Source organism: Rhizobium sp. C4 (assembly GCF_021026315.1).
Lineage (GTDB): Bacteria > Pseudomonadota > Alphaproteobacteria > Rhizobiales > Rhizobiaceae > Ensifer_A.
Genome location: NZ_JAJNCX010000005.1, coordinates 167,337 through 192,079, shown reverse-complemented (window position 1 = coordinate 192,079; position 24,743 = coordinate 167,337). Strand labels below are relative to the sequence as shown.

The window sequence follows — 24,743 nt, the reverse complement described above, 5'->3', positions numbered from 1 at the left end:
TCCGGCCAACGCGGATCAATCCTTCCAGTAAACTTCGGACATGTCGTTCGACGGGGTCGGCTGGTTCTTCCAGAGCCCCATGATCTTGGCATTGGCAACGCCCAGCCTCGGCAGTTCGAAGAGGAACGCGTTGACATAGTCGTCTGCAATGCGCTTCTGCGCGGCCTTCAGGAGTTCGCTGCGCTTGGCCGGATCGGTCGTGCCGGAAAGGTCCGCCATGATCTTCTTGAAGACATCGCTCTTGTAGTTGAAGTAGTAGTTGTCGCGGCCATAGATATCGATATCCATCGGCTCGGTATGCGACACGATCGTCAGATCGTAATCCTTGCCCTTGAACACCTGCTCAAGCCACTGCGCCCACTCGACATTGGTGATCTCGGTCTTGATGCCCACCTTGGCGAGCTGGGACGCGATGATTTCACCCCCGCGACGCGCGTAAGGCGGCGGCGGCAGCTTCAGGGAGACGGTGAAGCCATCGGGATAGCCGGCTTCCTTGAGGAGCGCCTTCGACTTTTCCGGATCATAGTTCGACTGCGCGGTCAGATCGACATAGTCGGGATTATGCGGCGCGAAATGCGTGCCGATCGGCGTGCCGTAGCCGAACATGGCACCATCGATGATTTCCTTGCGGTTGATGGCATGCGCCACCGCCTCGCGGACCTTGATGTTGTCGAACGGCTTCTTGCCGTTGTTCATGGCCAGAAGCGTCTCGCCCTCGGTGTTGCCGGCAATCACGGTGAAGCGCGGGTCGGCCTTGAACTGCTCCAGCGTTTCAGCGGCCGGGAACAGCGGGAACGCATCGACATCACCCGCCATCATCGCAGCAAAGGCAGCGGACGGATCAGAGATGAACTTGAACGTCACCTTGTCGAGCTTGGCGGGCGTGCCCCAATAGCCGTCGAACTTGCCCAGTTCCACATGGTCGCCCTTGACCCAGTTCACGAACTTGAACGGGCCGGTGCCCACGGGCTTCGTCGCCTCGGTGGCAATGCTCTTCGGCGAGAGGATGACGGCATCACCCCAGGCCATGTTGAACAGGAAGCTGCCATTTGGCTTTTTCAGCGTCACCTTTACCGTTGCGGGATCCACAACGTCGACAGAGGCGATATCTGCGAAGAGACCCTTCTGGGCGTTAGTGGAGTCCGGCGCACGCGCACGATCGAGCGAGAATTTCACATCGTCGGCGCTGAACGGCGAACCATCGTGGAACTTCACACCGGTGGCCAGGTGGAACGTGTAGGTCAGTCCATCGGCGGAAATGTCCCAGCTCTTGGCGAGATCCGGAATGATGGCGCCGTTGGCGTCGAAGCGCGTCAGCCCCTGGAAGATGTTGGCATAGGTGACTTCGCGGATCGCCGCTGCGGCACCGGAGGTCGGATCAAGATTCGGCGGCTCCAGAACCATTCCGACCGTGATGGCGGTATTCGCCGCAAATGCAGGCGTGAGCGCGCTGGACGCAACCAGAATGGCCGCCGTCGTCACCAGTTTCAACATGTTGTTCATAGTCTTCCTTCCCCTCGATAGCGTTTGAAGTTCCGCATATCAGCCGACCATTACCCCTAGCCGGCAATTCGCCATTCCTCAAGCGCCATCGGGCGGCATGAGCAACTGCAGCAAGGACAGCGCCATAACCTTGGTGCTGTCAACCATGTCATCGATGCCAACATATTCATCGGGTTGGTGGGCAAGGTCCAGAATGCCGGGCCCATAGGCGATGCAATTATACATCTTGCCGATACGGGCGATGTGCTTCTGGTCGTAGGTGCCGGGAGACGCGACATATTCAGGCTCGCGATCGAATACCGCCTGGATGGCACTCGCCACGGTCCTGACCACCGGCGCATCGCGCTCCGTCATGGTCGGGGTCACGCCCCACAGTTCCTTCAATTCGTAGTCGAAGCTCGGTCGCTGCGCCTTCACCCGCTCCAGCAATGCGACGATTTCGCCCTTCACGCCGTCAGGGCTCTCCTCGATCAAATAGCGCCGGTCGAGCACCATGCGCGCGCTGTCGGGAACGAGCGGCGAAGGAAAGCCCGAGAAGCCATCCTTCGGCTCGTCGAGGCCACCATGAAGCGAATTGATGTTGAGCGTCGAACGACGCGCCAGCGGCGGCACGACCGGCATGTCGGTCTGTCGCGCGGCGAGCGCCGGAAAAAGGCTTTGCTCCATCTCTGCGACAACGGCACCCATGTGGCGCACTGCGCAATCGCCCAGGAAAGGCATGGAACCATGGGCAATGTGTCCAAAGGTCTCGATCTCTCCCCACCAAACACCACGGTGGCCGAGACAGATGCGATCCTTGTTCAACGGCTCGGGTATGATGACATGCTGCACGCGCGATGGCGAGAAATATCCCTTTTCCGCCAGATAGGCGACGCCACCGAAGCCACCGGTCTCTTCATCCGCCGTGCCGGAAATCTCGATCGCACCTGAAAATTCGGGGAAGAGATCGACAAAGGCTTCCGCAGCAACGATCGAGGCGGCAAGGCCGCCCTTCATGTCGCAGGCGCCACGGCCGTAAACCTTCCCGTCCTTCACCTCACCGCCAAAGGGATCAAGCGTCCATCCCCTGCCAGGTTCGACAACGTCGGTGTGCGAATTGAAATGGACGCACTCGCCGGCATAGCGCCCCTCGCGCCGTGCAATGACGTTCCAGCGTGGATAGCGATCGCTGTCGCCCGGTGCGTCGACCGCACGGATCATCTCGATCGCGAAACCCTTCGGCTGAAGGCGTCGTTTCAGATACTCGCAGACTTCCAGATAGGCCTCGCCCGGCGGGTTCAGCGTCGGAATGCGGATGAGTTCGGATGTGAGCGTGACGAGATCGTCGCGACGTGCCTCAATTTCCCGCAACAGCCTTACAGAAGCTGTATCGTCCGGAAATTGCCTTGATTTACCAATAGTTTCGCTATCTACTTGCATGACATCAGCTTCACGAAAGAATGGGGCCGACACAATTCTGTAAAAATACGGGTCTGAAGAACGACGGAAATGCACATGAATGTGGCGGGGGCCATGGACGACGCGGACGATCTGGAGAAATTGGCGTTTGAATTTGCGCCGATCGGCATCGTCCTGACTGAAGACCGGGTGATCCGGCAATGCAACCGGCAATTCGCCAGCATGTTCGGCTATCAGCGCGACGACCTGATCGGTCATTCGTTTCGCATGCTCTATGCCTCGAGCCGCGAGTTCGAAGCGATCCGTGAGGTCGGCTTCAAGGCGTTGCGGGAGGCCGGACGCTACATGGACGAGCGACTGATGCCGCGTCGTGACGGCTCCATCTTCTGGTGTCGGGTGCGCGTCTTCACCTTCGATGCCGAAGCGCCGCTGGCGCGTGCGATCCTGTCCTTTGCCGATATCTCCGACATCCGTCCGGCGATTTCGATGACCAATCGCGAGCGCCAGGTCGTCAAATGCCTCGCCAAGGGGATGACAAGCAAGGAAACGGCGCGCGAACTCAGTCTGTCGCCGCGGACCGTTGAAGATTATCGCGCACGCCTGATCAAGAAGTTCGAGGTCCGGAACTTTTCCGGCCTGATGGCGCGCCTTGCAGGTTTTTCGATTTAATTCAAAGGAATGTCGACTTAGGCACCCGGACTAGCCTAAGCGTATCGGCAGCGTCAGAGGTTGAGCGCTTCCCGCAGCGTCAGGCTTTCACCCGTTCTCAGATCGAGATCCGCCTCGATGTGACCAATATGGTGCAGCATCATCTCGGTCGCGCGTTCGACATCGCCCGATTGCAGCGCTTCAAGGATCAGCGCGTGATCGTCGTGGCCGCAGCTTGAGACGCCGGAGCGGCCATAGAGCGCAATGACCAGCGACGAGCGGGCGACGAGCTCATCCATGAACTTCTCCAGCACGGCGTTTCCGGCCACGCGCGCCAGCATGATATGGAAATCGCCGGATGCCTTGATCTCGGCCCGCCGTGCATCCGGGCCACGGCTTGCCTTGTAGCGGTCTTCCTCCTCAAGATGACGGCGAAACGCCTCGACATCCGCCTTCGTCAGCCGCCGTGCAGCTTCCGCGACAATCCCGGCCTCGATCAGACGCCGGGATGCGAATACCTGTCGCGCATCTTCCGGTGTCGGATTGGATACAAAAGCACCCCTATTTCGTTCACTATGCACCAGACCTTCGAATGCCAGCATCTGCAGCGCATAGCGAACGACCGTGCGGCTGACATCAAAAAGCGTACCGACTTCGGCTTCCGAGAGCTTCGTACCCGGCGCCAGGCGCCTGTCGACGATGGCATCGCGCAGCGCATCGCGAATGGCCTTGGCACGATCTTCCTGATTGGCATCCATGGTGAGTGCAGACTTGGCGGACAGTGTCATGATGAAGCTTCCTGTTACCTCATGTTGTAGCGCCTGCCTGCCGGAAAGAAAATAGCGTCACGAAGTCAGGCTACCGAATTTTAGCGCACAAAATTGCAGCCAGATTGCATACACTAGCCTATTTTTTAATCATGCATGAAATTGAAGCAGCTCCTCGATTCAGCATACCAAGATATTCGCAAGCGAATCCAGATTGTTAGCGGCGCGCACCCGGAACTGGCACGAAGCATGCATTCATGTTCGCATCCACGAACGAGGATGATGCATGTCACAAGCCGCAGAAATTGAACTCGCTTCCGTTTCCAAAGTCTACGGAACGACCACCGCCGTGCATGCAATCAGCCTCAAGATCCCCGCCGGCAGCTATTGCTGCTTTCTGGGCCCTTCTGGCTGCGGCAAGACGTCGACGCTGCGGATGATCGCCGGTCACGAGACAGTTTCCGAGGGAGACATTCTGCTCGGCAACACGATCGTGAATGATCTGCCGCCCGCCCGGCGCGGCACGGCCATGATGTTTCAATCCTACGCGCTCTTCCCCCATCTCGATCTCGTCGACAATGTCGCCTTCAGCCTGAAGATGCAGGGCGTCGACAAGACGGAGCGACGCAACGCTGCTCTTGCGATGCTGAAGCGCATGCAGCTCGAGCCCTATGCCACACGGCGGCCCGCGCAGTTGTCCGGCGGTCAGCAGCAGCGCGTCGCGCTGGCCCGCGCGCTGATTACCCGGCCGCAGGCACTTCTGCTCGATGAGCCGCTTTCCGCGCTCGATCCCTTCCTCAAGATCCGGATGCGGGCAGAACTGAAGAGCCTGCAGACGTCGCTCGGCATGACCTTCGTGCATGTGACGCACAGCCAGGACGAGGCCATGGCGCTGGCAGACCTGATCGTCGTGATGAATGACGGACGGATCGAACAGGCGGCGAACCCGCGCACGGTTTTCGAACGGCCGGCCACCGCCTTCGTCGCGCAGTTCATGGGCAATCACAACGTGATTTCCGGGCGCATTGTCGAACGCTCGGGTGATCTCACGACCATTGAAGTAAATGGTGGCGGGCGCTTCAGCGCCGTCGGCGTTCCCGAGCACGAGGATACGCATGCCGATTTCGCGTTGCGCACCGACCATATCCGCATGGCTGCATCTGACACGTCCGGCTTCGGCTTCACGGCCGTTGTCCAGAACGTCGAGGACCTCGGCGCGAGTGTGAAACTGAGCGTGGCGGGGGCTGGTGTCGAGGAATTCACCGTCGTCCTTCGAGACGCCGATTTTTACCGCAGTCCGGTCAAGGCGGGCGATGCCGTGCCGCTGTCATGGGGCAAGGACGATGCGATCATTCTGGGACGCGTCCCGAAGTAACAACAAGAAAATGATGAAAAATCATGACCAAACAAACCTCTGAAGGAGAACTCAGCATGACCACGAAGTCTCAAGGAATTACGCGGCGTACGCTGTTGAAGACCGGCGCGGCAGCCACCGGTCTGGCAGCAGGCACGGGCGTGATCACCGGTTTCCCGACGATCTGGGCGAAGAACCCGATCACGCTCCGGCAGATCGGCACGGGCGTTTCGAATATCAATGCGATTGCCGAAAAGTGCAAGGCGGACCTCGGCATCACACTGGAAATGACGGCTCTGGACTCCGACGCCGCAGCCCAGCGCACCGTCACGCAGCCGAACTCCTACGACATCGCCGACATCGAATACTGGATCCTCAAGAAGGTCTACCCGGCCGGTGTCATCCAGCCGATGAACACCAAGAAGCTGAAATATTTCGACAAGATCGTGCCGCTCTTCATCACCGGCAAGCTGAAGCCGGATAGCGTGATTGCACAGGGCACGGCACCGCATACCGTCGGCTTCGTCGAAAAGCCCGGCGACAAGAAGTTCGCCAAAGCTCCGACCGAGTGGTTCACGATGGTTCCGACCATCTACAACGCAGATACGCTCGGCATCCGCCCTGACCTCGTCGGTCGCGAAATCTCCTCCTGGGCCGACATTCTCGACCCGGCCTTCAAGGGCAAGACGTCGATCCTTAACATCCCGTCGATCGGCATCATGGACGCCGCCATGATCATGGAAGCGGCCGGCAAGCTGAAATATGCCGACAAGGGCAACATGACGAAGGCCGAGATCGACAAGACGATCGATTTCCTCATCGAAACCAAGAAGGCCGGGCAGTTCCGCGCCTTCTGGAAGTCGTTCGACGAGTCCGTCAACCTGATGGCCTCGGGCGAAGTCGTCATCCAGTCCATGTGGTCGCCGGCCGTTGCCGCCGTCCGCTCCAAGGGCATCGCCTGCAAGTATCAGCCGCTGAAGGAAGGCTATCGTTCGTGGGGCGGCGGTCTCGGCCTTGCCGCACACCTCAAGGGCGCTGAACTCGACGCGGCCTACGAATACATCAACTGGTACACGTCGGGTTGGGTCGGCGGCTATCTCAACCGCCAGGGCTACTACTCGGCCTGCATGGAAACCGCCAAGCAGTTCATGACCGAAGATGAATGGGGCTACTGGATCGAAGGCAAGCCGGCCAAGGGTGACATCATGTCTCCGGAAGGCAAGGTCATGGAGAAGGCCGGCGCCGTGCGCGACGGGGGCTCGTTCGACGACCGCATGGGCAAGGTCGCCTGCTGGAACTCGGTCATGGATGAAGACCGCTACATGGTGAAGCGCTGGAACGAATTCATCGCTGCCTGATGCTATCCGCGCCGCCCTCACCATCGGGGGCGGCGCATCTTCCTACGCGGACAAAACCGGAGTTCGGCAACCATGGTGACTGTGAGGCTGATAGGCGCAGGCGACGGCAAGCCCAAGCGGGAGATACGCCTGCCCGGCTGGCTGCCACCCTATCTGCAGGCCACGCCGCTGGCCCTCATCCTGGGTGGTTTCCTCCTCCTGCCGATCCTGATGATCATCGTGGTGAGCTTCTGGGACTACGATTTCGCGCAGATGTATCCCGATTTCGTCAGCATGAACTATGTTGACACGCTGGGTTCCTGGGTGACCTGGAAGACCTATCTCAATACGCTGAAATTTGCGGCCATCGTCTGGCTGCTGACCCTCGTGATCGGCTTCTGGGTGGCCTATTTCCTGGCCTTCCATGTCCGGACAGCCGCCATGCAGATGGTGCTTTTCCTTATCTGCACCGTCCCGTTCATGACATCGAACATCATCCGCATGATTTCGTGGATCCCCGTACTCGGCCGCAACGGCCTCGTGAACACCGCCCTTGTGAAGGCAGGAATCGTGCCGCAGCCGATCGAATGGCTGCTCTATTCCGATTTCGCCGTCGTGCTCGCCATGGTGCATCTCTACACGCTCTTCATGGTGACCCCGATCTTCAACACGCTGATGCGTATCGACAAATCGCTGATCGAGGCCGCCCGGGACGGCGGTGCGTCCGGTTGGCAGACGCTGACAAATGTCATTATTCCGCTTGCAAAGCCCGGAATGGCAATCGGCACGATCTTCGTCGTCACGCTGGTCATGGCGGATTTCTCAACCGTTCAGGTCATGTCCGGCGGCCAGAGCGCCTCGGTGGCGCTGATGATGAAGAACCAGATGTCGCTGCTGCAATATCCGGCCGCCGCCGCCAACGCCGCGGTCCTGCTGGTTGTCGTGCTCCTCATGGTTGCGGCGATCCTGCGCGTCGTCGACATTCGCAAGGAGCTCTGAGCCATGCACACCGAAAAGCGCCCGCGCGAATTCTACATCCTAGCAGCCTTCTTCACCGTCTTCGTGCTCTTCCTTTATGGCCCGATGTCGGCAATCTTCATCCTCTCCTTCCAGGGGCCCAATGGCGGCCTGACCTTCCCGATGAACGGCACATCGCTGCACTGGTTCGGCAATCTCTTCGAAACCCAGGCGGTCGGCGATTTCGGCGGGGCGTTCCAGCGTTCGTTCACGCTGAGCTTCATGGTCATGATCGTGACCGTCGTTGTTTCGCTTCTGGCCGGCCTCGCCTTCCGGCGGAAGTTCTATGGCGCAACGGCGCTCTTCTATCTCGCCGTCGCAAGCCTGGTCGTGCCGTCAATCATCATCAGCCTCGGTATCGGCGTCCTCTTCCAGCAGCTGGGCTTTGCGCCAGCATGGTACACGTCCGGCTTCGGCGCGCACCTCACCTGGACGCTGCCCTTCGGCGTGCTGATCATGTTCGCGATCTTCAACCGGTTTTCTCCGTCCTATGAGGAGGCCGCGCGGGACCTGGGCGCCACCTCGTGGCAGACCTTCCGCTTCGTCGTCCTGCCTATGATCCTGCCAAGCCTCATCGGCGTCGGTCTCTTCGGCTTCACTCTTTCCTATGACGAATTCGCACGCACGCTGATGACGGCCGGCACCTACAATACACTTCCGCTCGAAATCTACGGCATGACAACCAATGTGACGACGCCGGTTCTTTACGCGCTCGGCACGCTGACCACGCTTTTCTCCTTCATCATCATCGGCAGCGCGGTGGGCATCATCGTCTTCATAAACCGCCGTCGCGGCAACGCATGACAGGCCACGCATGAAACTCCTCGTCGTCAATCCCAACACGACGGTCTCGATGACCGAAAAGATCGCGGACGCCGCCAATCGCGTTCGCAATACCGCAACCGACATTGTCGCCGTGACGTCCAGCATGGGGCCTGCCTCCATCGAAGGCTATTATGACGAGGCACTTGCCCTTCCCGGCCTGCTGCTCGAAATTGCCAAGGGTGAAAAGGCGGGTGCAAGCGCTGCCATCATCGCCTGTTTCGACGACACCGGGCTCGATGCTGCAAGAGCGCTGGCGCATATTCCCGTGCTTGGCATCTGCGAAGCAGCCCTCTCCGCCACAGCCTTCATCGCCCAGCGCTTCACGATCGTGACGACCATGGAGCGGTCGCGCCTGCCGCTGGAGGCACTGGTTCATCGCTATGGCATGGCGGGTCGCTGCAATGTCCGCGCGGCCGACATTCCGGTCCTGTCGCTGGAGGACCCGCAGTCCAACGCGAGAGACCGTCTGCGCAACGAAATTGCCGCGGCCCTGCGCGAAGACAAGTCGGAAGCCATCGTGCTCGGCTGCGCCGGCATGGCAGACCTGACGATGGACCTGCGCCGCGAATTTGGCATCCCCATCGTTGACGGCGTCGCTGCCGCCGTCAAGCAGGCGGAGGGGCTGGTTGCACTCGGCCTCAGCACCGCCAAACGTGGAGCCTATGCCACGCCCGTTCAAAAGCCCTATACCGGAACCCTCTCGACCTTCGCGCCTCAGGATCTTCTCGCCAGATGACCCAGCATGTCGATGTCAGAAACCTGACACTGCAAGAGACCGGTCGACTGATTGAATGGGCCGGCAAAGAAGGCTGGAATCCCTCGCCAAACGATGCAAACGCCTTTTACGCTGCCGACCCGCAAGGGTTCATCGGCTGCTTTGTGGACGGTGAACTTGCCGCCGGCATTTCCGCGGTTTCCTATAGCGACACGTTCGGCTTCATCGGGCTCTATATCACGCGGCCCGATCTCCGTGGCAAAGGCTACGGCCTGAGCGTGTGGGATGCAGGTCTCGCACGACTTTCCGGCAAGACGGTAGGGCTCGACGGTGTTCCCGCGCAGCAGGCCAACTACGAGACGATGGGCTTTCGCCGCGCCTACGGAAGCAGGCGCTGGAGCGGCTTTCTGCCGAGAACAGGGCCGAAAGGGAACATTGGGGTAGCCGAATTGCATGAGCGCGCTGAAATCATGCAATTTGACCGCATATACTTTCCAAGCGCACGCCTAGAATTTCTGGACTTCTGGCTGTCTTCACCACGCACCGCGTTTGTCGCCAGGCAAGATGGGCGCGTCACCGGCTATGGTGTGATGCGGGAGTGTCTGGATGGCCTGAAGGTTGGTCCCCTTTTCGCTGAGAACGCCTCCACCGCCATCGACCTGTTCAAGTCATGCGGCGAGGCGGCGGCCGGCGCACAGGTTCATCTCGATGTTCCGGACTCCCAGGCAGACCTCATCGATCACCTGAGAGAACTCGGTTTCCGGAGCGGATTCGAGACGGCCCGCATGTATCTGGGATTGCCGCCGGCCGTGGACATGACCGGCGTCTTCGCGGCAACGACGCTGGAACTCGGCTGATCAGGTCTTGTCGATCGGCTTGCTGCGCATGCGCTTGACGGTCTCGCGCTCCGCCCGCCGGCAGGCCACCGGCGGCAAACCGCGCCCGATCAGGTCGACGTCCTCCAGCACCCGCTTCCCGATCTCCTGAAGGGCAGATGTCAGGGCACCGGCTCGATGTGGAGAGAACAGAACATTCGGCAATGCGCGGATGGGATCAGCGGCGGCCACAGGCTCTTCCGGGAAGACGTCAGTCGCAAACCGGATCCGGCCAGTCGGTGCAATCTCCTTCAATGCGTCAAAATCCAGAACCGCAGCACGGCTCAGGAGAACCAGGGACGCGCCGGGCTGCATCAGTTTCAGATTGTCGCGATTGAGCAGGTGCCGGTTTTCAGTCGTGATCGATGCCACGACAAAGACAATCCGGCTCTCAGAAAGCACCTCTTCAAGCGATGCCGGCTGGACGCTTAGGCGCTCTAGATGTCCATTTGGCAACCATGGGTCGAAGACCCTGACGGCCTTGGGACGAAATCCGGGTAGCAACGCATTCAGTGCGCGTCCCAGATCCCCGAAGCCGATAAAGCCGAATGTCGAGCCAGTCAAAAGCTCGGCATCAAGGTTGCCATCAAGGCCATAGCGTTCAGTTCCGTGCAGAAAGCGGGCATGCTCGCTGTGGATCCCTCGCGCGAGACTGATCGCCATTCCGAGGCCCATCTCTGCCACCGCCAGGGCAAAGACGCCGCTCGGCGCCAGAACATGAATGCCGCGCTGGAAACAGATGTCGTAATCAATATTGGGCAGGAAGTTCGTCTCGACATTGAAGATTGCCTTCAGCCTGCCAGCCTTAGCAAGACGTTCCGTATCCATCGGTTGCTGACTCATCAGGATTTCGCAATCCGGCAGGTGCCGGTCATAGAAGGCATCCCGGTCGCCGCCGTCATAGATCGCGACATCATGATTCTTGACGAACGCTGCGTAATCCTCCGGGCTGAACATCTCCGCTGCCGTCCGTGGCGCCGGATCGTAAATGATCTTCAATGTCTTCCTCCCATCGAAACTGACTTTCGTCATGTCATTTGGCAACTTTGATGGCAATATATGCCAAACCGCGGCACTTGAGGGCATCTGGACTATGCCCGCCCGGCAGAAACAACCTCTTCCTGCACCAGTTCCTCCTGGTCCGGCAAAGACATGTCATAGGCTGCCAGTGCCTTCAAAACGGCCCCCTGACGCATCAGTTTGGGGGCATCCGGGTAGACATCGACGATATCGGGTTCCACCCGGCGTCCAAAGCTCTGATTGGCAAACGCCGCCCGGATCTCGTCCATCATGAACTCGAGCGCAATCGTCGAAGCACCGGCCATGATGAGCGGTACACTGTCGAAGAGCGTGAAGAGATTGACGAGCCCGTTGCCAAGCGCCCGGCCCGCTTCCCTCAAGGCTTCCCGCTCCGGCCCGTCCACCCGCCGCGCCTTTTCGACGATGTCGACCAGCGTGTCGTTTTCCGGAACATCCTCGATGACGATATTGGGGTCCTCGCCCGCAACCGCGCGGCGGATCGCATAGATGCCCGCATAGGCCTCCACGCAGCCACGGCGGCCGCAGCGACACAGCGCCCCACCCGGCTTGTAGATCATATGCCCAAATTCCATGCCGGAGGACTTGGGACCCGAAAGCATCTTGCCATTGATCGCCAACCCGAGGCCGACGCCATTGGCCATCAGCAAGGCTGCGAAATTCTCTCCCGAAGCTTCTGGAGCGGTCCATGTCAGACCTTCGGCGACGGCATTGCAGTCGTTCATGACTTCCGCGCTGGCACCAAACTCCGCCTCCAGCAGCGAGGCTATGTCCATTTCGTGGACATCAGCAAACGGCGTGCTCAGCAAAAGCCTCCCGGCGCTATCGACGATCCCCTCGACGGCAACGGCAATCCGCACGATCGAGGCGCGGCTGCGCCCTGTCTCCTCGCCCAGCCCGTCTATCAACTCCACCATCAGCCGCACAATGCTCTCGGGCGCCAGCGACAGCGTCCGGCGGCGCAGCTCGCGCCGGCCCAGTTCGCGACCGGCATAGTCAAACAGTGTTGCCTCCACCAGACCGCGCGCCAGGCGAATGGTGGCAACTGTCGCATGCTTGCCATTCGGCGCAATCAACACCTGCGGCCGCCCGCGCTTGTTGACGGTGGACGTCTCCGGCAGCCGGTCGGTCAGCACACCGCGCTCGATCAGGCTGTTTGTGATGACAGTGACAGTCGACGGCGAAAGACCGGTCAGGGAACTGAGCGCGGTTCGCGACAGCGGCCCGTGCCGCCTGAGCGCCCGCAGAATTCCGAATTGATTCAGCCGCCGGACGTCGTCCTGGCGTACAATGCTCGACATGCTTTCCTCCGAGCAGCCCTCCAAGGGCCGCTCCTCCCCCAAGCGCCAGAAGCTCTCGCAATGCAAAAATCTATTGCATTGCAGCAACTTAGCGAGTTGTGTTTTTATCTTGACATACCAAAATAAGCGTGTCACTTATTTTTTTGAGGCTAAAAAAAAGTCTCTGCGAAGGCCGGGGTCGGGAGTCCCTGTGCCATTCTTGCTTTTGATGCTTGAGAGCATTTGGGAGGACGTCATGAAGAAGTTTGCTGCTGCGCTTGCAGGCGCAGTGTTTGTCATGTCTGCGGCAAGCCCGGTTTTCGCCGCTGGCAAGACCATCGCCGTATCCTGGAAGATCTTCCAGGAAGAACGCTGGAAGCGCGACGAAGCCGTCATCAAGAAGATCGTCGAAGCCGCTGGCGACAAGTACATTTCCGCCGACGCGCAGGGGTCTGCTGCCAAGCAGCTGACGGACATCGAATCCCTGATTTCGCAGGGTGCCAACGTTCTGCTGGTTGTTCCGTGGGACTCTGAAGCCATCATGCCGGCCGTCCAGAAGGCCAAGGACGAAGGCATTCCGACGATTGCCTATGACGTTCAGATCGAAGATCCGAGCGTTCTCTACATGACCTTCAACAATGTCGGCGTCGGCAAGATGATGGCCGAGGAAGTCGTCAAGGTGAAGGACAAGGGCAACTTCGCCATCATCAAGGGCGACCAGGGCGACCCGAACTCCGCGTTCCTGCTGAAGGGCATGATGGAAGTCATCAAGCCGAAGGTTGACTCCGGTGCGATCAAGATCGTCGGCGAAGCCTCCTCGGATGGCTGGAAGCCGGAAAACGCCCAGAAGAACATGGAGCAGATCCTCACCGCCAACAACAACAAGGTTGACGCCGTTCTGTCGCAGAACGACGGCATGGCCGGTGGTGTTGTGGCAGCGCTGTCTGCCCAGGGCCTCGCTGGCTCCGTTCCGGTCACCGGCCAGGACGGCGACGCAGCCGCCATCAACCGCGTTGCGCTCGGCACCCAGCTCGTCTCGATCTGGAAGGACTCGCGCGAACTCGGCAAGGCCGCAGCAGAAGCAGCCCTCATGCTTGCCGACGGCAAGGATGCCTCGTCCGTTCCGAACGTTCAGAAGTTCAAGGACGGCGCACACAAGGTTGAGATGAACGCTGTTCTCCTCAAGCCCTTCGCCGTTACCAGGGACACGCTGGGCGACGTCATCAAGGCTGGCTGGATCGACAAGGCAACCGCCTGCGCAGGCGTCAAGGCCGGCACCGTTAAGGCTTGCGATTGATCGCCTGAAACGATCGTCATGATCGGAAACCGCGTCGCTCCAGCGGCGCGGTTTTTTGAAGGCAGAGACGTTTGCTGGCGGCTCGCCCGAAATGGATGCCAGATCGGGCATATCGCGCCCGGATGCGACAGCAATTCCATCACAAGAACGATAAGCTTGAGAGGCAGGGGCAGTGACACAGACTCAGACCGCCGTAACGACACAGACACAAGGCAAGGAAGGCCTTTTGACCGCCTTCCTCCGGGCCACCGAAATCGACGCGCGCATGCTCGGCATGTTCGGCGCGCTGATCCTCATCTGGGTCGGTTTCCATGAATACGGCGCGATATTCAACAATAACGGTGCCTTCCTCACCTACCGAAACCTCTGGAACCTCTCGGTACAGACTGCGTCGATCGCCGTCATGGCGACCGGCATGGTTCTGATCATCGTCACGCGCCATATCGACCTGTCGGTCGGCTCCGTTCTCGGCGTGACCGCCATGATCACCGGCGCCGCGCAGGTCTGGATCTTCCCGAAGGTTCTCGGCCTCGGCCTAGGGCATCCGATGATCTGGATTCTCGCCGTCATCGTTGCGCTCGTCGTTGCAACCGCCATCGGCGCCTTCCAGGGCTTGCTGGTTGCCTATCTGCAGATCCCCTCTTTCATCGTGACCCTCGGCGGCATGCTCGTCTGGCGCGGCGCTGCCTGGTGGGTCACGCGCGGCGAGACGATTTCGCCGCTCGACCCCAATTTCAAGCTGATCGGTGGCGGACCCTATGGCGCGATCGGCGTGACCGCGAGCTGGGTCGTGGCCATTGTCGTCTGCGTTCTGATCATTCTCTCGCTGATTGCCGGCCGCAGGCAGCGCCAGCGCTTCGGCTTCCCGCTGCGTCCGGTCTGGGCAGAGGTGTTCATCGCCGTGCTCGGCTCCGTTCTCGTCCTTGGCGCGGCCTACATTGCAAACAATTATCCGTGGCCTGCGGGCATCGTGAAGGAATATGCGACCAGCCACAACATCCCCGTTCCACCAGGTGGTCTCTTCATCGGTCACGGTTTCGCCATTCCGGTTCTCATTGCCGGCGCCGTTCTGATCGTCATGACCTTCATTGCCAACCGCACCCGCTTTGGCCGCTATGTCTTCGCCATCGGTGGCAATCCGGAAGCGGCGGAACTCGCCGGCATCAATACCAAGCGCATGACCGTCATGGTCTTCGCGCTTATGGGCACACTGGTCGGCATTTCCGCGATCATCGCCTCGGCCCGCCTCAATTCGGCGACAGCCGACCTCGGCAAGGTCGATGAACTCTACGTCATCGCAGCAGCCGTCATCGGCGGCACGTCGCTCGCCGGCGGCTCCGGCACCATCTGGGGCGCCATGCTCGGCGCGCTCGTCATGCAGTCGCTGCAGTCTGGCATGGTCCTGATCGGGTTCGAGGCTGCCATGCAGCAAATGGTGGTTGGCGGCGTGCTCGTCGTCGCCGTCTGGCTCGACACCGTCTATCGCCGTCGCATCAAGTAAGGAGGATGAACATGAACGCCAACATCGGAAATCCTCACAATGGTGCGACGCCGCTTGTCGAGATGCGCGACATCTCGATTGCATTCGGCGGCATCAAGGCCGTCGACCACGCGAGTGTCGACCTCTTCCCGGGCGAAGTCGTTGGCCTCCTCGGCCACAACGGCGCCGGCAAGTCGACCCTGATCAAGATCCTCTCCGGCGCCTATCCGCGCGATTCCGGCCAGATCCGGATCAATGGCGAGGAAGTGCAGATCGGCAACCCGCGCGACGCCAAGGCCTATGGGATCGAAACGATCTACCAGACGCTCGCGCTGGCAGACAATGTCGATGCCGCCGCCAATCTGTTCCTGGGCCGCGAACTGCTGACAAGCTGGGGAACGCTGGACGACGCGGCCATGGAGGCCGAGGCCCGCAAGGTCATGGGTCGGCTCAACCCGAACTTCCGCCGTTTCAAGGAGCCGGTGAAGGCGCTTTCCGGTGGTCAGCGCCAGTCGGTGGCGATTGCCCGCGCCATCCTGTTCAATGCGCGCATCCTCATCATGGATGAGCCGACAGCTGCTCTCGGCCCGCACGAAACCGCACAGGTCGGCGAGCTGATCAAGGAACTGAAAAAGGACGGCATCGGGATCTTCCTGATCAGCCACGACATCCACGACGTCTTCGATCTCGCCGATCGCGTCGCCGTGATGAAGAACGGCCAGGTTGTTGGCTATGCCAAGACGACCGAAGTCACAAAGGACGAGGTGCTCGGCATGATCATTCTTGGCAAATGCCCTCCGAACGCCATCCGCGGACCCGGTGCGATCGACTGAGTACGGACCAGAAGGCAAAATCATTCGATAATAATAGCTTTATTATCGAATGATTTCTTGCTTTATGCCGCCGGCGATGCCAGATCTTCTGCCTGATAGGCATCGTACCGTCCTCGGAAATGTTCAAACAGATTGATGGTCCGACGCGCAATGCCCGTCCAGCCAAAGGCGCGGCGGGCAAAGCGTGCGCCCTCAACCGACAGGGTTTCCCGCATCCAGGGGTATTGCAGCGGCAGGTTCAGCACTGCCGCAAATTCCTCTGCCCGTTTCGGATCGGCGACCAGCGCGTGACGGCCGAATTCGATCTGCTCGTGAAGCCCGCCATGGACGGTCATCACTGTCGGCGTGCCACAGGCCATCGCCTCGACCGCCGTCATGCCAAAAGGCTCGTAGCGCGACGGCAATGCGAAGACGCCGGGCGCGCGATAGCAGTCGGCGAGATCCTTGTCCTCGACATAGCCACGCCAGTCGATCCGGTCCTCGACCCCGATTTCGGTGGCGATCGCCTTGTATTGATCGAGAAGCGCTATATCACTGTCCGAGTTTGCGCCCGCGGCCAGGACAAGACGCGCCTCCGGCTGCAGGGTCTTCAGATGTGCCATGGCGTGAATGGCGAGGTCGTAACCCTTGTTTTCGGCCGCACGACCGACGATGTAGATGTCCTTTTCCGACATGCCGAGCCTGTCGCGTGCCCGGCGCACCATATCCGGCGTCGCGGGCGTGAAGCGACCCTCATCAATCCCCGGCGGGATCATCGTGATGTGGTCGCGGGGTAGCTCGTATTGTTCCGCAATCAGATCGACCTGCTGCTCGCTGGTCGCGATCACATGATCGCAGCTGCGGTAGAGAACGAATTCGCGGCGAATACGCTCATCGAAGCGATAGCCGGTAATTTCGTCCGGATCGGCGCCGACCATGTCATGCTGCTTCCACCAGCCAAGCGAATGCGGCGTGTGGACATGCGGGATCTGGAGCTCTTCGGCGATCTTCTGTCCGCTGACACCGGCATCCCAATAGTGGGAGTTGATCACATCGTAGTGGAGCTTGCGTTTGCGGATATAGGCGAGCGCATTGGTGACGAAGTCGCCGTACCAGTCGTGCATGTCCTCCTTGCGAATGAAGTGGCGGCCGCCGAACGGGATGCGAATGATCTTCAGATTGTCATTGATCTCGTCCTCTGCCGGCTGGTCCTCGAAGCGACGGGTCATGACGTCGACCCGGTAGCCGAGACGCGAAAAGCGCTTGGCCAGTTCGAGCACGAAGACCACCTGCCCTCCCGTGTCCGGCTTTCCCAATTCAGGTGAACCCGCCACATATCCATGCAGCGAAATCATCAGAAGCGAACCGACATGTTGTCCGGCCATGGTCGTTTTCCCTCTTGTTCAACAGCTGAGACTTGAAGTTTTAACGCCTGTCAGATGGCAAGGTTCCGAAACAGAAGGTTACGACGCGAGCACGCCGTAAGCCTGCAGGCCTTCCAACACGCCAGCGGCATGCGGAGCCCGGGCAAAATACGTCTTGTATCTGGGCGCCGTATGAACCAGCTCCGGTCGCGCATTGCCGACAGCGATGGCGCGATCGGCAGCTTCGAACATGGCAAGATCGTTGCCGGAATCCCCGGCAGCAATCACCCTTCCCGCCGGGATCCGCAACTGCCGCGCCAGGAATAGCAGCGCCAGATCCTTTCCCGCCTCCGGAGCAATCAGATCGAGATCGCTTTTGCCGGTATAAAGCGCCTGCGCCGGAAGTCGGCGCGCGGAAAGCTCAGCGAGCACGGCCTCGACAGAAGCCCGGTCAGGCACGGAGAAACTGGCCTTCCCCGGCGTCTGAAACTCGTCGGCATGCGCCTGATGGCCGAACCGCCGCACGACATCAACGATCTCCTGCCGCGGCCACGCCGCGAAGCGATGTGCCCATTCGGGGACAAACTGGCCGTCAATCCGGATCTCGGTTCCAAGGCCGGTAATGATCGCGCGCGGCGTGAAATCACTCGGAAAATACGACCGAATTGTCCTGTCGACGCTCTCGGCCGGCCGACTGGAGTTCAGCGCCAGGCAGACCGTCATTCGTTGCCGACGCACCGCCAGCCAGAGACTTTCCAGCGCCTCTCTGTCACCTGTCAGGGTATCGTCAATATCGCTGACGATCAGCCACTTGCCTTCCTCCGGGGCGGACATCAGCGCACCGCCTCGCGGTCCGTGTTGTCCGGGCGCGTTGCCGTGTAAACCATCTCGGACGCATGTTCCGAGACGGGCCGCGCCAGGCTCTCGATCTGCAGCTCGGCAATGCCAAGAGCGGCAGATTCGGCGTAGAACCCCACCGCACCCTCGGCATATGTCTCGTCCACAAGGCTGAGAACGACATAGCCACCGATCGAGACCTCAAGATACATGCCATGGGCGACAACTTCGACCAACCAGCTTTCCCGCTGCTCTTCCTGAAAATGCGCATCCTGAAGCGGATCGTAGCGGAAGGAATGCTCAAACACCGGGGTCGGATTGGCTCCCCACGCCCGGATCTGCGCCACGCCTTTCACCAGATCCAGCGCGAGATAGTAGCCGTCGCCGTCTTCGTTGGTCCGAAGGACCAGGCCGCACTTTCCAGATCCATGGAGTGTCATGACGCATCGCAGCCGGAAATCATCGTGCCGGCCCGGCAGCAGAACGGCCTCGTAACCACTCCGACACGCGAAGCTCAAACCACCTTCCTGGTCGCTCAGGCTCGCATGCGAGTTTCCGTAGAGAAAACGACATTGTGAAGCGGTGGTAATTTTCTCCGCACCTGTGACCAATCCATTGAATGCGCCGGAGGATTTCAGCCTCAACCGGCCCCCCTGCCCCTGCACCAGCTCCTTCGGTGGTGGCAGAACCTTCTTGGTCACCTCACGACCATTGATCATCTCCGTCCGCGCAAAGAAGCAGAACAGGAGTGGCCGACCACCATTCTGGCAGACGCGCCCTGCATAGTTGCCAAATGGCAGAAGAACATTTTCGAAGAAGTTCTCGTAAGGCCCTTCAAGACGCTCGGAATACCAATAGTGGATCTTGATGTCTTCACGGATCGAGCCGATCAGATAATAGCGATCGCCGAGCCAGAAGAGGTTGGGAACCTCGACGTCGTCGTAAAGGCCGGGCTTGTGCAGCGGAGAGAGGAATTCGAATGTGTCCGGCGCAATCTCCCGCGCCATGGCGACGCAGCCGCGCCGGATCACCGGCCCGTTCTTGACGCGTCCTGAGGCGAGCAACAGGCGCGCGCCGGTCTTCTCATCGATATAGAAGAAGGGATCGCGGAAACTGACCCATTGCCGACCTTCGTCGACGCTCGACTCGTAATAGGGACCACGAATTTCGAGCGGATAGTTCCCCTCGGCGCAACGTTCCCAATGATAGAGATCCTTGGAACGCGCGAGGCCTACGCGCTGCACGCGGCCGAACTCCGCCCGCGAGAGCCCGGTGTAGAACATGCGCCACTCCCCTGGTCGATCCGGGTCAGCGGTGACATGCATGGTCCATAGCATGTCGTCGTCCCAGCTGCCGGGATCGCCGACGAAAAGCGCGTTCTTCACGCGACGCCATGACATGCCGTCGCTGCTCACCGCATGTGCGATGAAGTCGTGATTGGGCAGGACAAGGTGAAAGAGGTGATAGAGCCCGTCGTGAAAGATCACGTCGACGTCACCAATGTCCGATCTCAGAAATCCGTGCGATGCGTACATGCCCAAAAGTCTGCCCGCGAGAGCAGGATGAGGCAAGCAATATATTTTTCAAAAAAGACGGAACTTCAGGCCAGCTTGAGGAGTTTAGCCGCGTTGTCCTTAAGGATGAGAGGCCGCACTTCGTCCTTGATGTCGATCTTTTCGAAGTCCGCCAGCCAGCGCTCCGGCGAGATCATCGGCCAGTCAGAGCCGAACAACATCTTGTCCTTCAGAAGTGTATTGGCATAACGCACCAGAAGCGGCGGGAAATACTTTGGAGACCAGCCGGACATGTCGATATAGACGTTCGGCTTGTGTGTCGCCACCGCCAGCGCCTCTTCCTGCCAGGGGAAGGACGGGTGGGCCATGACGATGGGCATATCCGGAAAGTCGACCGCAACATCATCGAGATGGATGGGGTTGGAAAACTTCAGGCGCATGCCGTTGCCGCCACGCATACCGGACCCGACGCCCGTCTGGCCGGTGTGAAACAGCGCGATCGCGCCGTATTCCGCCAGAACTTCATAAAGCGGATAGGCGAGCCGATCGTTCGGATAGAAGCCCTGATAGGTCGGATGGAACTTGAAGCCCTTGACCCCATAATGCTCGATCATACGGCGGGCTTCGCGCACGCCCATCTTGCCCTTGTGGGGATCGATCGAGGAAAAGGGAATGAGGACGTCGTTATACTCGGCCGCGAGCTCGGCAACTTCCTCATTGCTGTAGCGGCGGTAGCCGGTCTCGTGCTCGGCATCGACCGGGAAAATCACCGCAGCGACATTCTGCTTGCGATAATGCTCGGCCGTTTCCGGTACTGTCGGCGGGTGCTCCCAGGCGGCGCGGAAATAGCGCGCCATCGTTGTCTGCAGCTCGTCATATCCGTCATCGGCATGACAACCGCAGGCCTCTTCAGCATGGGTGTGAAAATCAATGGCGCGGATTTTGGCGAGATCGATCATGGCATCCTCCCGAGTTCGACGCATCGGTTTTAGGAGGCCATATAGTTATAGTCAATAACTATATGCGCGACCGCGCACAAACCGTGGCGCGCGGTCTGGACAGACGGGTCTGGTTAAAGGGCGCCGAAATCCGGAGCAGACAGTCCGGACTGCTGATAGGCGGCCGTCACCGTATTCGCCATCAGCATAGCAATGGTCATCAGGCCAACGCCGCCCGGGACGGGCGTAATCGCGCCGGCGACTTCCGCGGCTTCCGGATAGTTCACGTCGCCAACAAGGCGTGTTCTCCCCTCACCGCGCTCCGGCGCATCAATCCGGTTGATACCGACATCGATCACAGTCGCGCCGGGCTTCACCCAATCGCCGCGAACCATCTGCTGCCGTCCGACAGCAACGACAAGAATATCGGCCATTCGGCAAATGGATGCGAGGTCCTTTGTGCGCGAATGCGCCATGGTAACGGTTGCATTGGCATTGAGAAGCAGCTGCCCCATCGGCTTGCCAAACAGGTTCGAGCGGCCGACGACAACGGCATGAAGACCCGAGAGGTCCTGTCCATGCACCATGCGAACCATGATCATAGCACCCGCCGGCGTGCAGGAAATCAGGCCTGTCTTGAGGTCGCCGGTTGCAAGCTTGCCGGCATTGACGACATGAAGACCGTCAACATCCTTTTCAGGCTTGATCGACTGAATGATCGGCTCTGAATCCAGACCCTTGGGCAGCGGCAGCTGGACGAGAACGCCATGAATGGCGGAATCGGAGTTCAGACTGTCCACCAAAGCCGCAAGCTCAGCTTGCGTCGTTGCCTCAGGCAGCGAATGCTGAACCGAGTGAAAGCCGCATTCCTTGGCCGTGCGCGACTTCGAGGCGACATAGGTCTGGCTCGCGGGATCTTCCCCGACGATGACGACGGCAAGGCCGGGCTTTACGCTATGATCGTGCTCCAGGCGCGCCGCTTCCGCCTTCACCTTCTCAATGACAGCCGCCGCCGTCGGCTTTCCCTCGATCCGTCGAACCATTTGAAATCAGCCCATTCTTTCAGACGCGTAAGACCCGGGGCTAGCCGGGAAAACGACAGTCCGGTTGCCGTTGATGAAGGTGCGGTGATGGATATGGGCATGGATGGCCCGTGCCAGCACCTGGCTTTCCACATCGCGGCCCAGCGACACGTAGTCGTCCGCGCTCTGGGCATGCGTGATGCGGACAATGTCCTGCTCAATGATCGGGCCTTCGTCAAGGTCCGCCGTGACATAATGCGCCGTTGCGCCGATCAGCTTCACGCCGCGCTCATAGGCCTGCTTGTAGGGGTTGGCGCCCTTGAAGGACGGCAGGAAGGAGTGGTGGATGTTGATGATCTTGCCCGACATCTTCTTGCAGAGATCGTCGGAAAGCACCTGCATGTAGCGCGCCAGAACGATCAGCTCGGTGCCGGACTGCTCCACCACCTGCATCAGCTGCGCCTCAGCTTGCGGCTTGTTCTCCTTCGTCACCTTGATGTGGTGGAAGGGAATATCGTGGTTGACGACGACCTTCTGGTATTCAAAATGGTTAGATACAACGCCCGCAATGTCAATTGGCAGTGCGCCAATCTTCCAACGATAGAGAAGATCGTTGAGGCAATGGCCAAAGCGCGAGACCATCAGCAGCACCTTGACGCGCTGATCCGGGCTGTGGATTTCCCAATCCATGGCGAATTTCTCTGCCACAGGCTCGAAACCGCTGCGCAAGTCATCGCCGCTGATGCCCCCCTCGGAAACGAAGGACACGCGCATGAAGAACTTGCCGGTGTCGAGCGCATCGAATTGGGAGCTGTCGATAATGTTGCAGTCTTTGTCAGCCAGATAGCCCGAGATCGCGGCAACAATCCCCCTGGTTGATTTGCACGAAACGGTGAGAACGTAATTGTTCATATCCGAGAGCCCCTCTTCATCTCCGCCGATCTTCTCTACCCGGAACAACGCAGACTGCAAGGTCTTTCGTGTCTCCGGTCGGCATGGCTAATTCGTATCGTCCGCTGGCCTTCTCTGGCTCTTCCGCGTCCGACACCGTTTGGCGCATTCAGACTGTCGCAAAAGAGACGATTTGGCCTCAAGACGACAAAGGCGGGACGTTGCCGCCCCGCCTTCTCATGCATTTACAGGTCTCAGATCTCAGCGCAGATCGGCCGGCAGAAGGTCGGCGGGCATGTTCTGATAGGACACCGGACGCAGGAAGCGACGGATCGACAGCGTGCCGACAGAGGTCGCACCGAAGTTTGTCGTTGCCGGATACGGACCGCCATGAACCATTGCGTCGCAGACCTCGACGCCGGTCGGATAGCCGTTGACCAAGATGCGGCCGGCCTTGCGCTCCAGGATCGGCATCAGCTTCTGCGCATCCGCCGTGTCGGCCGCGTCCATGTGGATGGTCGCCGTCAGCTGGCCGGCAAAGCTGAGAGCCAGCTTGCGCATCTCGTCGAGATCATTGACGACAACGACCATGCCCAGCGGACCGAACACTTCTTCGCTCAAGACATGGTTGCCCAGCCAATCCTCACCCGTCGTCACGTAGAGGTAAGGCGTCGCGTTGCGCAGATCACAAACCGACGTCAGCACTTCACGGACACCAGCTGTTGCGCGAACGCGGTCGCGGCCACGCCGGAATGCTTCGGCAATGCCGTCCGACAGCATGGTCTGCGCACCGACAGGCTCAAGGCCCTTCACCGCGGCGTCGATGTAAGTGTCGGCGCTTTCGCCCTTCACCACGATCGAAATGCCGGGATTGGTGCAGAACTGCCCTGCCCCCATGGTGAGCGAGCCAGCCCAGCCCTTGCCGATGGCTTCAGCGCGCGCGTTCGCGGCGTTCGGCATGACGAACATGGGGTTGACGGAACCGAGCTCGCCGAAGAACGGGATGGGTTCCGGACGGGCCATGCAGAGATCAAACAGAGCCTTGCCGCCACCGAGGGAACCGGTGAAGCCGATGGCCTTGATCAGCGGATGCTGAACGACGGCGGCGCCGAGCTCGCGCGTAACGCCCTGAACGAGCGAGAAGACGCCCGGATGAATGCCGCAGGCCTTAATGGCTGCATCGATCGCCTGGGCAATGATTTCACCCGTGCCGGGATGCGCCTGGTGGCCCTTGACGACGACCGGGCAACCGGCAGCCAGTGCGGCCGCAGTGTCACCGCCGGCAGTCGAGAAGGCGAGCGGGAAGTTGGAGGCACCGAAGACGGCGACCGGGCCAACGGGACGTTCAATCAGGCGGATATCCGGGCGCGGCAGCGGCTGGCGGTCCGGCAGGGCCGGATCGTAGCGGCGGTCGAGATAGTCGCCCTTCTCGATATGGCTGGCGAAAAGGCGCAGCTGGCCGGTGGTGCGGCCGCGCTCGCCCTGAAGGCGGGCTTCCGGCAGACCGGTTTCGGACGAGCCGATTTCGGTGATTGCGTCGGCACGCGCCTCGATCTCGTCAGCGATCTTGTTGAGGAAAGCGGCGCGCTCGGCGCGGGTGGAATAGCCATAGGACCAGAAGGCCTCTTCGGCAGCTTGCACGGCGCGATCGACTTCGGCGGCTCCGCCATCAGAATAGGTGCGGGATTCGCCCTTGGCCGGGGCGGACTTGAAGGTCTTTTCAGAACTGACCCATTCGCCAGCGATCAGGTGTTTGCCAGTCAGCATCGTCTTACTCCTTGCGGTCAAATGGAAAGTGGCGAGCGGGCCGCTCGCCACTGATCTAGGTTAC

The 24,743-nt window shown here is 60.1% G+C and carries 22 protein-coding genes; 10 read left to right on the top strand and 12 right to left on the bottom strand.

Annotated elements, in window-relative coordinates:
• Positions 1-15: 15 nt before the first annotated feature.
• On the bottom strand, positions 16-1,503 hold the full coding sequence (locus LQK84_RS11265; RefSeq protein WP_442966950.1) for an ABC transporter substrate-binding protein: 1,488 nt from the start codon (positions 1,501-1,503) through the stop codon (positions 16-18).
• A gap of 78 nt (positions 1,504-1,581) precedes the next feature.
• On the bottom strand, positions 1,582-2,853 hold the full coding sequence (locus LQK84_RS11260) for an acetylornithine deacetylase/succinyl-diaminopimelate desuccinylase family protein (RefSeq protein WP_442966949.1): 1,272 nt from the start codon (positions 2,851-2,853) through the stop codon (positions 1,582-1,584).
• Positions 2,854-2,997: 144 nt separating this feature from the next.
• Between LQK84_RS11260 and LQK84_RS11255 the strand changes: the two genes are divergently transcribed.
• Positions 2,998-3,570, top strand: coding sequence for a PAS and helix-turn-helix domain-containing protein (locus LQK84_RS11255; protein WP_230828815.1), 573 nt, complete (start codon positions 2,998-3,000; stop codon positions 3,568-3,570).
• Positions 3,571-3,623: 53 nt separating this feature from the next.
• Here LQK84_RS11255 and LQK84_RS11250 read toward each other — a convergent pair whose 3' ends face one another.
• Complete coding sequence (locus tag LQK84_RS11250; protein ID WP_230828814.1) at positions 3,624-4,337, bottom strand: GntR family transcriptional regulator; 714 nt, start codon at positions 4,335-4,337, stop codon at positions 3,624-3,626.
• A 265-nt stretch (positions 4,338-4,602) separates the two neighbouring features.
• On the opposite strand from LQK84_RS11250, the gene LQK84_RS11245 reads away from it, so the two are divergent.
• From LQK84_RS11245 to LQK84_RS11220, 6 genes are all read left to right on the top strand, one after another.
• Complete coding sequence (locus LQK84_RS11245) at positions 4,603-5,691, top strand: ABC transporter ATP-binding protein (protein ID WP_230828813.1); 1,089 nt, start codon at positions 4,603-4,605, stop codon at positions 5,689-5,691.
• A gap of 56 nt (positions 5,692-5,747) precedes the next feature.
• Positions 5,748-7,028, top strand: coding sequence for an ABC transporter substrate-binding protein (locus LQK84_RS11240; RefSeq protein WP_442966948.1), 1,281 nt, complete (start codon positions 5,748-5,750; stop codon positions 7,026-7,028).
• A gap of 72 nt (positions 7,029-7,100) precedes the next feature.
• On the top strand, positions 7,101-8,006 hold the full coding sequence (locus LQK84_RS11235; RefSeq protein ID WP_230828810.1) for an ABC transporter permease: 906 nt from the start codon (positions 7,101-7,103) through the stop codon (positions 8,004-8,006).
• Between the two features lie 3 nt (positions 8,007-8,009).
• Entirely contained in the window at positions 8,010-8,828 is an 819-nt protein-coding gene (locus LQK84_RS11230) for an ABC transporter permease (protein ID WP_230828809.1), read from the top strand.
• A 10-nt stretch (positions 8,829-8,838) separates the two neighbouring features.
• Positions 8,839-9,585, top strand: a complete 747-nt coding sequence (locus LQK84_RS11225) for an aspartate/glutamate racemase family protein (RefSeq protein WP_230828807.1) — start codon at positions 8,839-8,841, stop codon at positions 9,583-9,585.
• Positions 9,582-10,421: a GNAT family N-acetyltransferase gene (locus tag LQK84_RS11220; protein ID WP_230828806.1), complete on the top strand. Its 840-nt coding sequence runs from the start codon at positions 9,582-9,584 to the stop codon at positions 10,419-10,421. The genes LQK84_RS11225 and LQK84_RS11220 overlap by 4 nt, the downstream gene beginning before the upstream one ends.
• On the opposite strand, the gene LQK84_RS11215 is transcribed toward LQK84_RS11220, so the two are convergent.
• Complete coding sequence (locus LQK84_RS11215; protein WP_230828805.1) at positions 10,422-11,438, bottom strand: NAD(P)-dependent oxidoreductase; 1,017 nt, start codon at positions 11,436-11,438, stop codon at positions 10,422-10,424. It lies immediately after the preceding gene.
• A 92-nt stretch (positions 11,439-11,530) separates the two neighbouring features.
• Positions 11,531-12,778, bottom strand: a complete 1,248-nt coding sequence (locus tag LQK84_RS11210; protein WP_230828804.1) for an ROK family transcriptional regulator — start codon at positions 12,776-12,778, stop codon at positions 11,531-11,533.
• Positions 12,779-13,013: 235 nt separating this feature from the next.
• On the opposite strand from LQK84_RS11210, the gene LQK84_RS11205 reads away from it, so the two are divergent.
• From LQK84_RS11205 to LQK84_RS11195, 3 genes are all read left to right on the top strand, one after another.
• Positions 13,014-14,054, top strand: a complete 1,041-nt coding sequence (locus tag LQK84_RS11205) for a substrate-binding domain-containing protein (RefSeq protein ID WP_442966947.1) — start codon at positions 13,014-13,016, stop codon at positions 14,052-14,054.
• 172 nt (positions 14,055-14,226) lie between these two features.
• Positions 14,227-15,555 (top strand): sugar ABC transporter permease, encoded by a 1,329-nt coding sequence (locus tag LQK84_RS11200; protein ID WP_442966946.1) that lies wholly within the window; start codon positions 14,227-14,229, stop codon positions 15,553-15,555.
• A gap of 11 nt (positions 15,556-15,566) precedes the next feature.
• Positions 15,567-16,367 (top strand): ATP-binding cassette domain-containing protein, encoded by an 801-nt coding sequence (locus LQK84_RS11195; protein ID WP_230828803.1) that lies wholly within the window; start codon positions 15,567-15,569, stop codon positions 16,365-16,367.
• Between the two features lie 62 nt (positions 16,368-16,429).
• On the opposite strand, the gene LQK84_RS11190 is transcribed toward LQK84_RS11195, so the two are convergent.
• From LQK84_RS11190 to LQK84_RS11160, 7 genes are all read right to left on the bottom strand, one after another.
• Entirely contained in the window at positions 16,430-17,731 is a 1,302-nt protein-coding gene (locus tag LQK84_RS11190) for a glycosyltransferase (RefSeq protein ID WP_230828802.1), read from the bottom strand.
• Positions 17,732-17,809: 78 nt separating this feature from the next.
• Positions 17,810-18,544: an HAD family hydrolase gene (locus LQK84_RS11185; RefSeq protein ID WP_230828800.1), complete on the bottom strand. Its 735-nt coding sequence runs from the start codon at positions 18,542-18,544 to the stop codon at positions 17,810-17,812.
• The gene (locus tag LQK84_RS11180; protein ID WP_230828799.1) at positions 18,544-20,034 is read right to left on the bottom strand and encodes a glycosyl hydrolase; all 1,491 of its coding nucleotides are present in this window, start codon (positions 20,032-20,034) and stop codon (positions 18,544-18,546) included. Before LQK84_RS11180 ends, LQK84_RS11185 begins: the two co-directional genes overlap by 1 nt.
• 113 nt (positions 20,035-20,147) lie before the next feature.
• A complete protein-coding gene (locus LQK84_RS11175) occupies positions 20,148-21,020 on the bottom strand; it encodes an amidohydrolase family protein (protein WP_230828798.1) in 873 nt (290 codons plus the stop codon).
• 113 nt (positions 21,021-21,133) lie between these two features.
• Complete coding sequence (locus LQK84_RS11170) at positions 21,134-22,042, bottom strand: bifunctional methylenetetrahydrofolate dehydrogenase/methenyltetrahydrofolate cyclohydrolase (protein ID WP_230828797.1); 909 nt, start codon at positions 22,040-22,042, stop codon at positions 21,134-21,136.
• 6 nt (positions 22,043-22,048) lie between these two features.
• Positions 22,049-22,933 (bottom strand): formyltetrahydrofolate deformylase, encoded by an 885-nt coding sequence (purU, locus tag LQK84_RS11165; protein WP_230828796.1) that lies wholly within the window; start codon positions 22,931-22,933, stop codon positions 22,049-22,051.
• 240 nt (positions 22,934-23,173) lie between these two features.
• The gene (locus LQK84_RS11160) at positions 23,174-24,679 is read right to left on the bottom strand and encodes an aldehyde dehydrogenase (NADP(+)) (protein WP_230828795.1); all 1,506 of its coding nucleotides are present in this window, start codon (positions 24,677-24,679) and stop codon (positions 23,174-23,176) included.
• Positions 24,680-24,743: the final 64 nt, after the last annotated feature.

Bases quoted from the DNA above. Each gene is read 5' to 3' on its own strand.
- LQK84_RS11265 (WP_442966950.1), bottom strand. From the start codon at position 1,503: ATGAACAACATGTTGAAACTGGTGACGACGGCGGCCATTCTGGTTGCG.
- LQK84_RS11255 (WP_230828815.1), top strand. From the start codon at position 2,998: ATGAATGTGGCGGGGGCCATGGACGACGCGGACGATCTGGAGAAATTG.
- LQK84_RS11250 (WP_230828814.1), bottom strand. From the start codon at position 4,337: ATGACACTGTCCGCCAAGTCTGCACTCACCATGGATGCCAATCAGGAA.
- LQK84_RS11245 (WP_230828813.1), top strand. From the start codon at position 4,603: ATGTCACAAGCCGCAGAAATTGAACTCGCTTCCGTTTCCAAAGTCTAC.
- LQK84_RS11240 (WP_442966948.1), top strand. From the start codon at position 5,748: ATGACCACGAAGTCTCAAGGAATTACGCGGCGTACGCTGTTGAAGACC.
- LQK84_RS11235 (WP_230828810.1), top strand. From the start codon at position 7,101: ATGGTGACTGTGAGGCTGATAGGCGCAGGCGACGGCAAGCCCAAGCGG.
- LQK84_RS11230 (WP_230828809.1), top strand. From the start codon at position 8,010: ATGCACACCGAAAAGCGCCCGCGCGAATTCTACATCCTAGCAGCCTTC.
- LQK84_RS11225 (WP_230828807.1), top strand. From the start codon at position 8,839: ATGAAACTCCTCGTCGTCAATCCCAACACGACGGTCTCGATGACCGAA.
- LQK84_RS11220 (WP_230828806.1), top strand. From the start codon at position 9,582: ATGACCCAGCATGTCGATGTCAGAAACCTGACACTGCAAGAGACCGGT.
- LQK84_RS11210 (WP_230828804.1), bottom strand. From the start codon at position 12,778: ATGTCGAGCATTGTACGCCAGGACGACGTCCGGCGGCTGAATCAATTC.
- LQK84_RS11205 (WP_442966947.1), top strand. From the start codon at position 13,014: ATGAAGAAGTTTGCTGCTGCGCTTGCAGGCGCAGTGTTTGTCATGTCT.
- LQK84_RS11195 (WP_230828803.1), top strand. From the start codon at position 15,567: ATGAACGCCAACATCGGAAATCCTCACAATGGTGCGACGCCGCTTGTC.
- LQK84_RS11190 (WP_230828802.1), bottom strand. From the start codon at position 17,731: ATGGCCGGACAACATGTCGGTTCGCTTCTGATGATTTCGCTGCATGGA.
- LQK84_RS11185 (WP_230828800.1), bottom strand. From the start codon at position 18,544: ATGTCCGCCCCGGAGGAAGGCAAGTGGCTGATCGTCAGCGATATTGAC.
- LQK84_RS11175 (WP_230828798.1), bottom strand. From the start codon at position 21,020: ATGATCGATCTCGCCAAAATCCGCGCCATTGATTTTCACACCCATGCT.
- LQK84_RS11170 (WP_230828797.1), bottom strand. From the start codon at position 22,042: ATGGTTCGACGGATCGAGGGAAAGCCGACGGCGGCGGCTGTCATTGAG.
- purU (WP_230828796.1), bottom strand. From the start codon at position 22,933: ATGAACAATTACGTTCTCACCGTTTCGTGCAAATCAACCAGGGGGATT.
- LQK84_RS11160 (WP_230828795.1), bottom strand. From the start codon at position 24,679: ATGCTGACTGGCAAACACCTGATCGCTGGCGAATGGGTCAGTTCTGAA.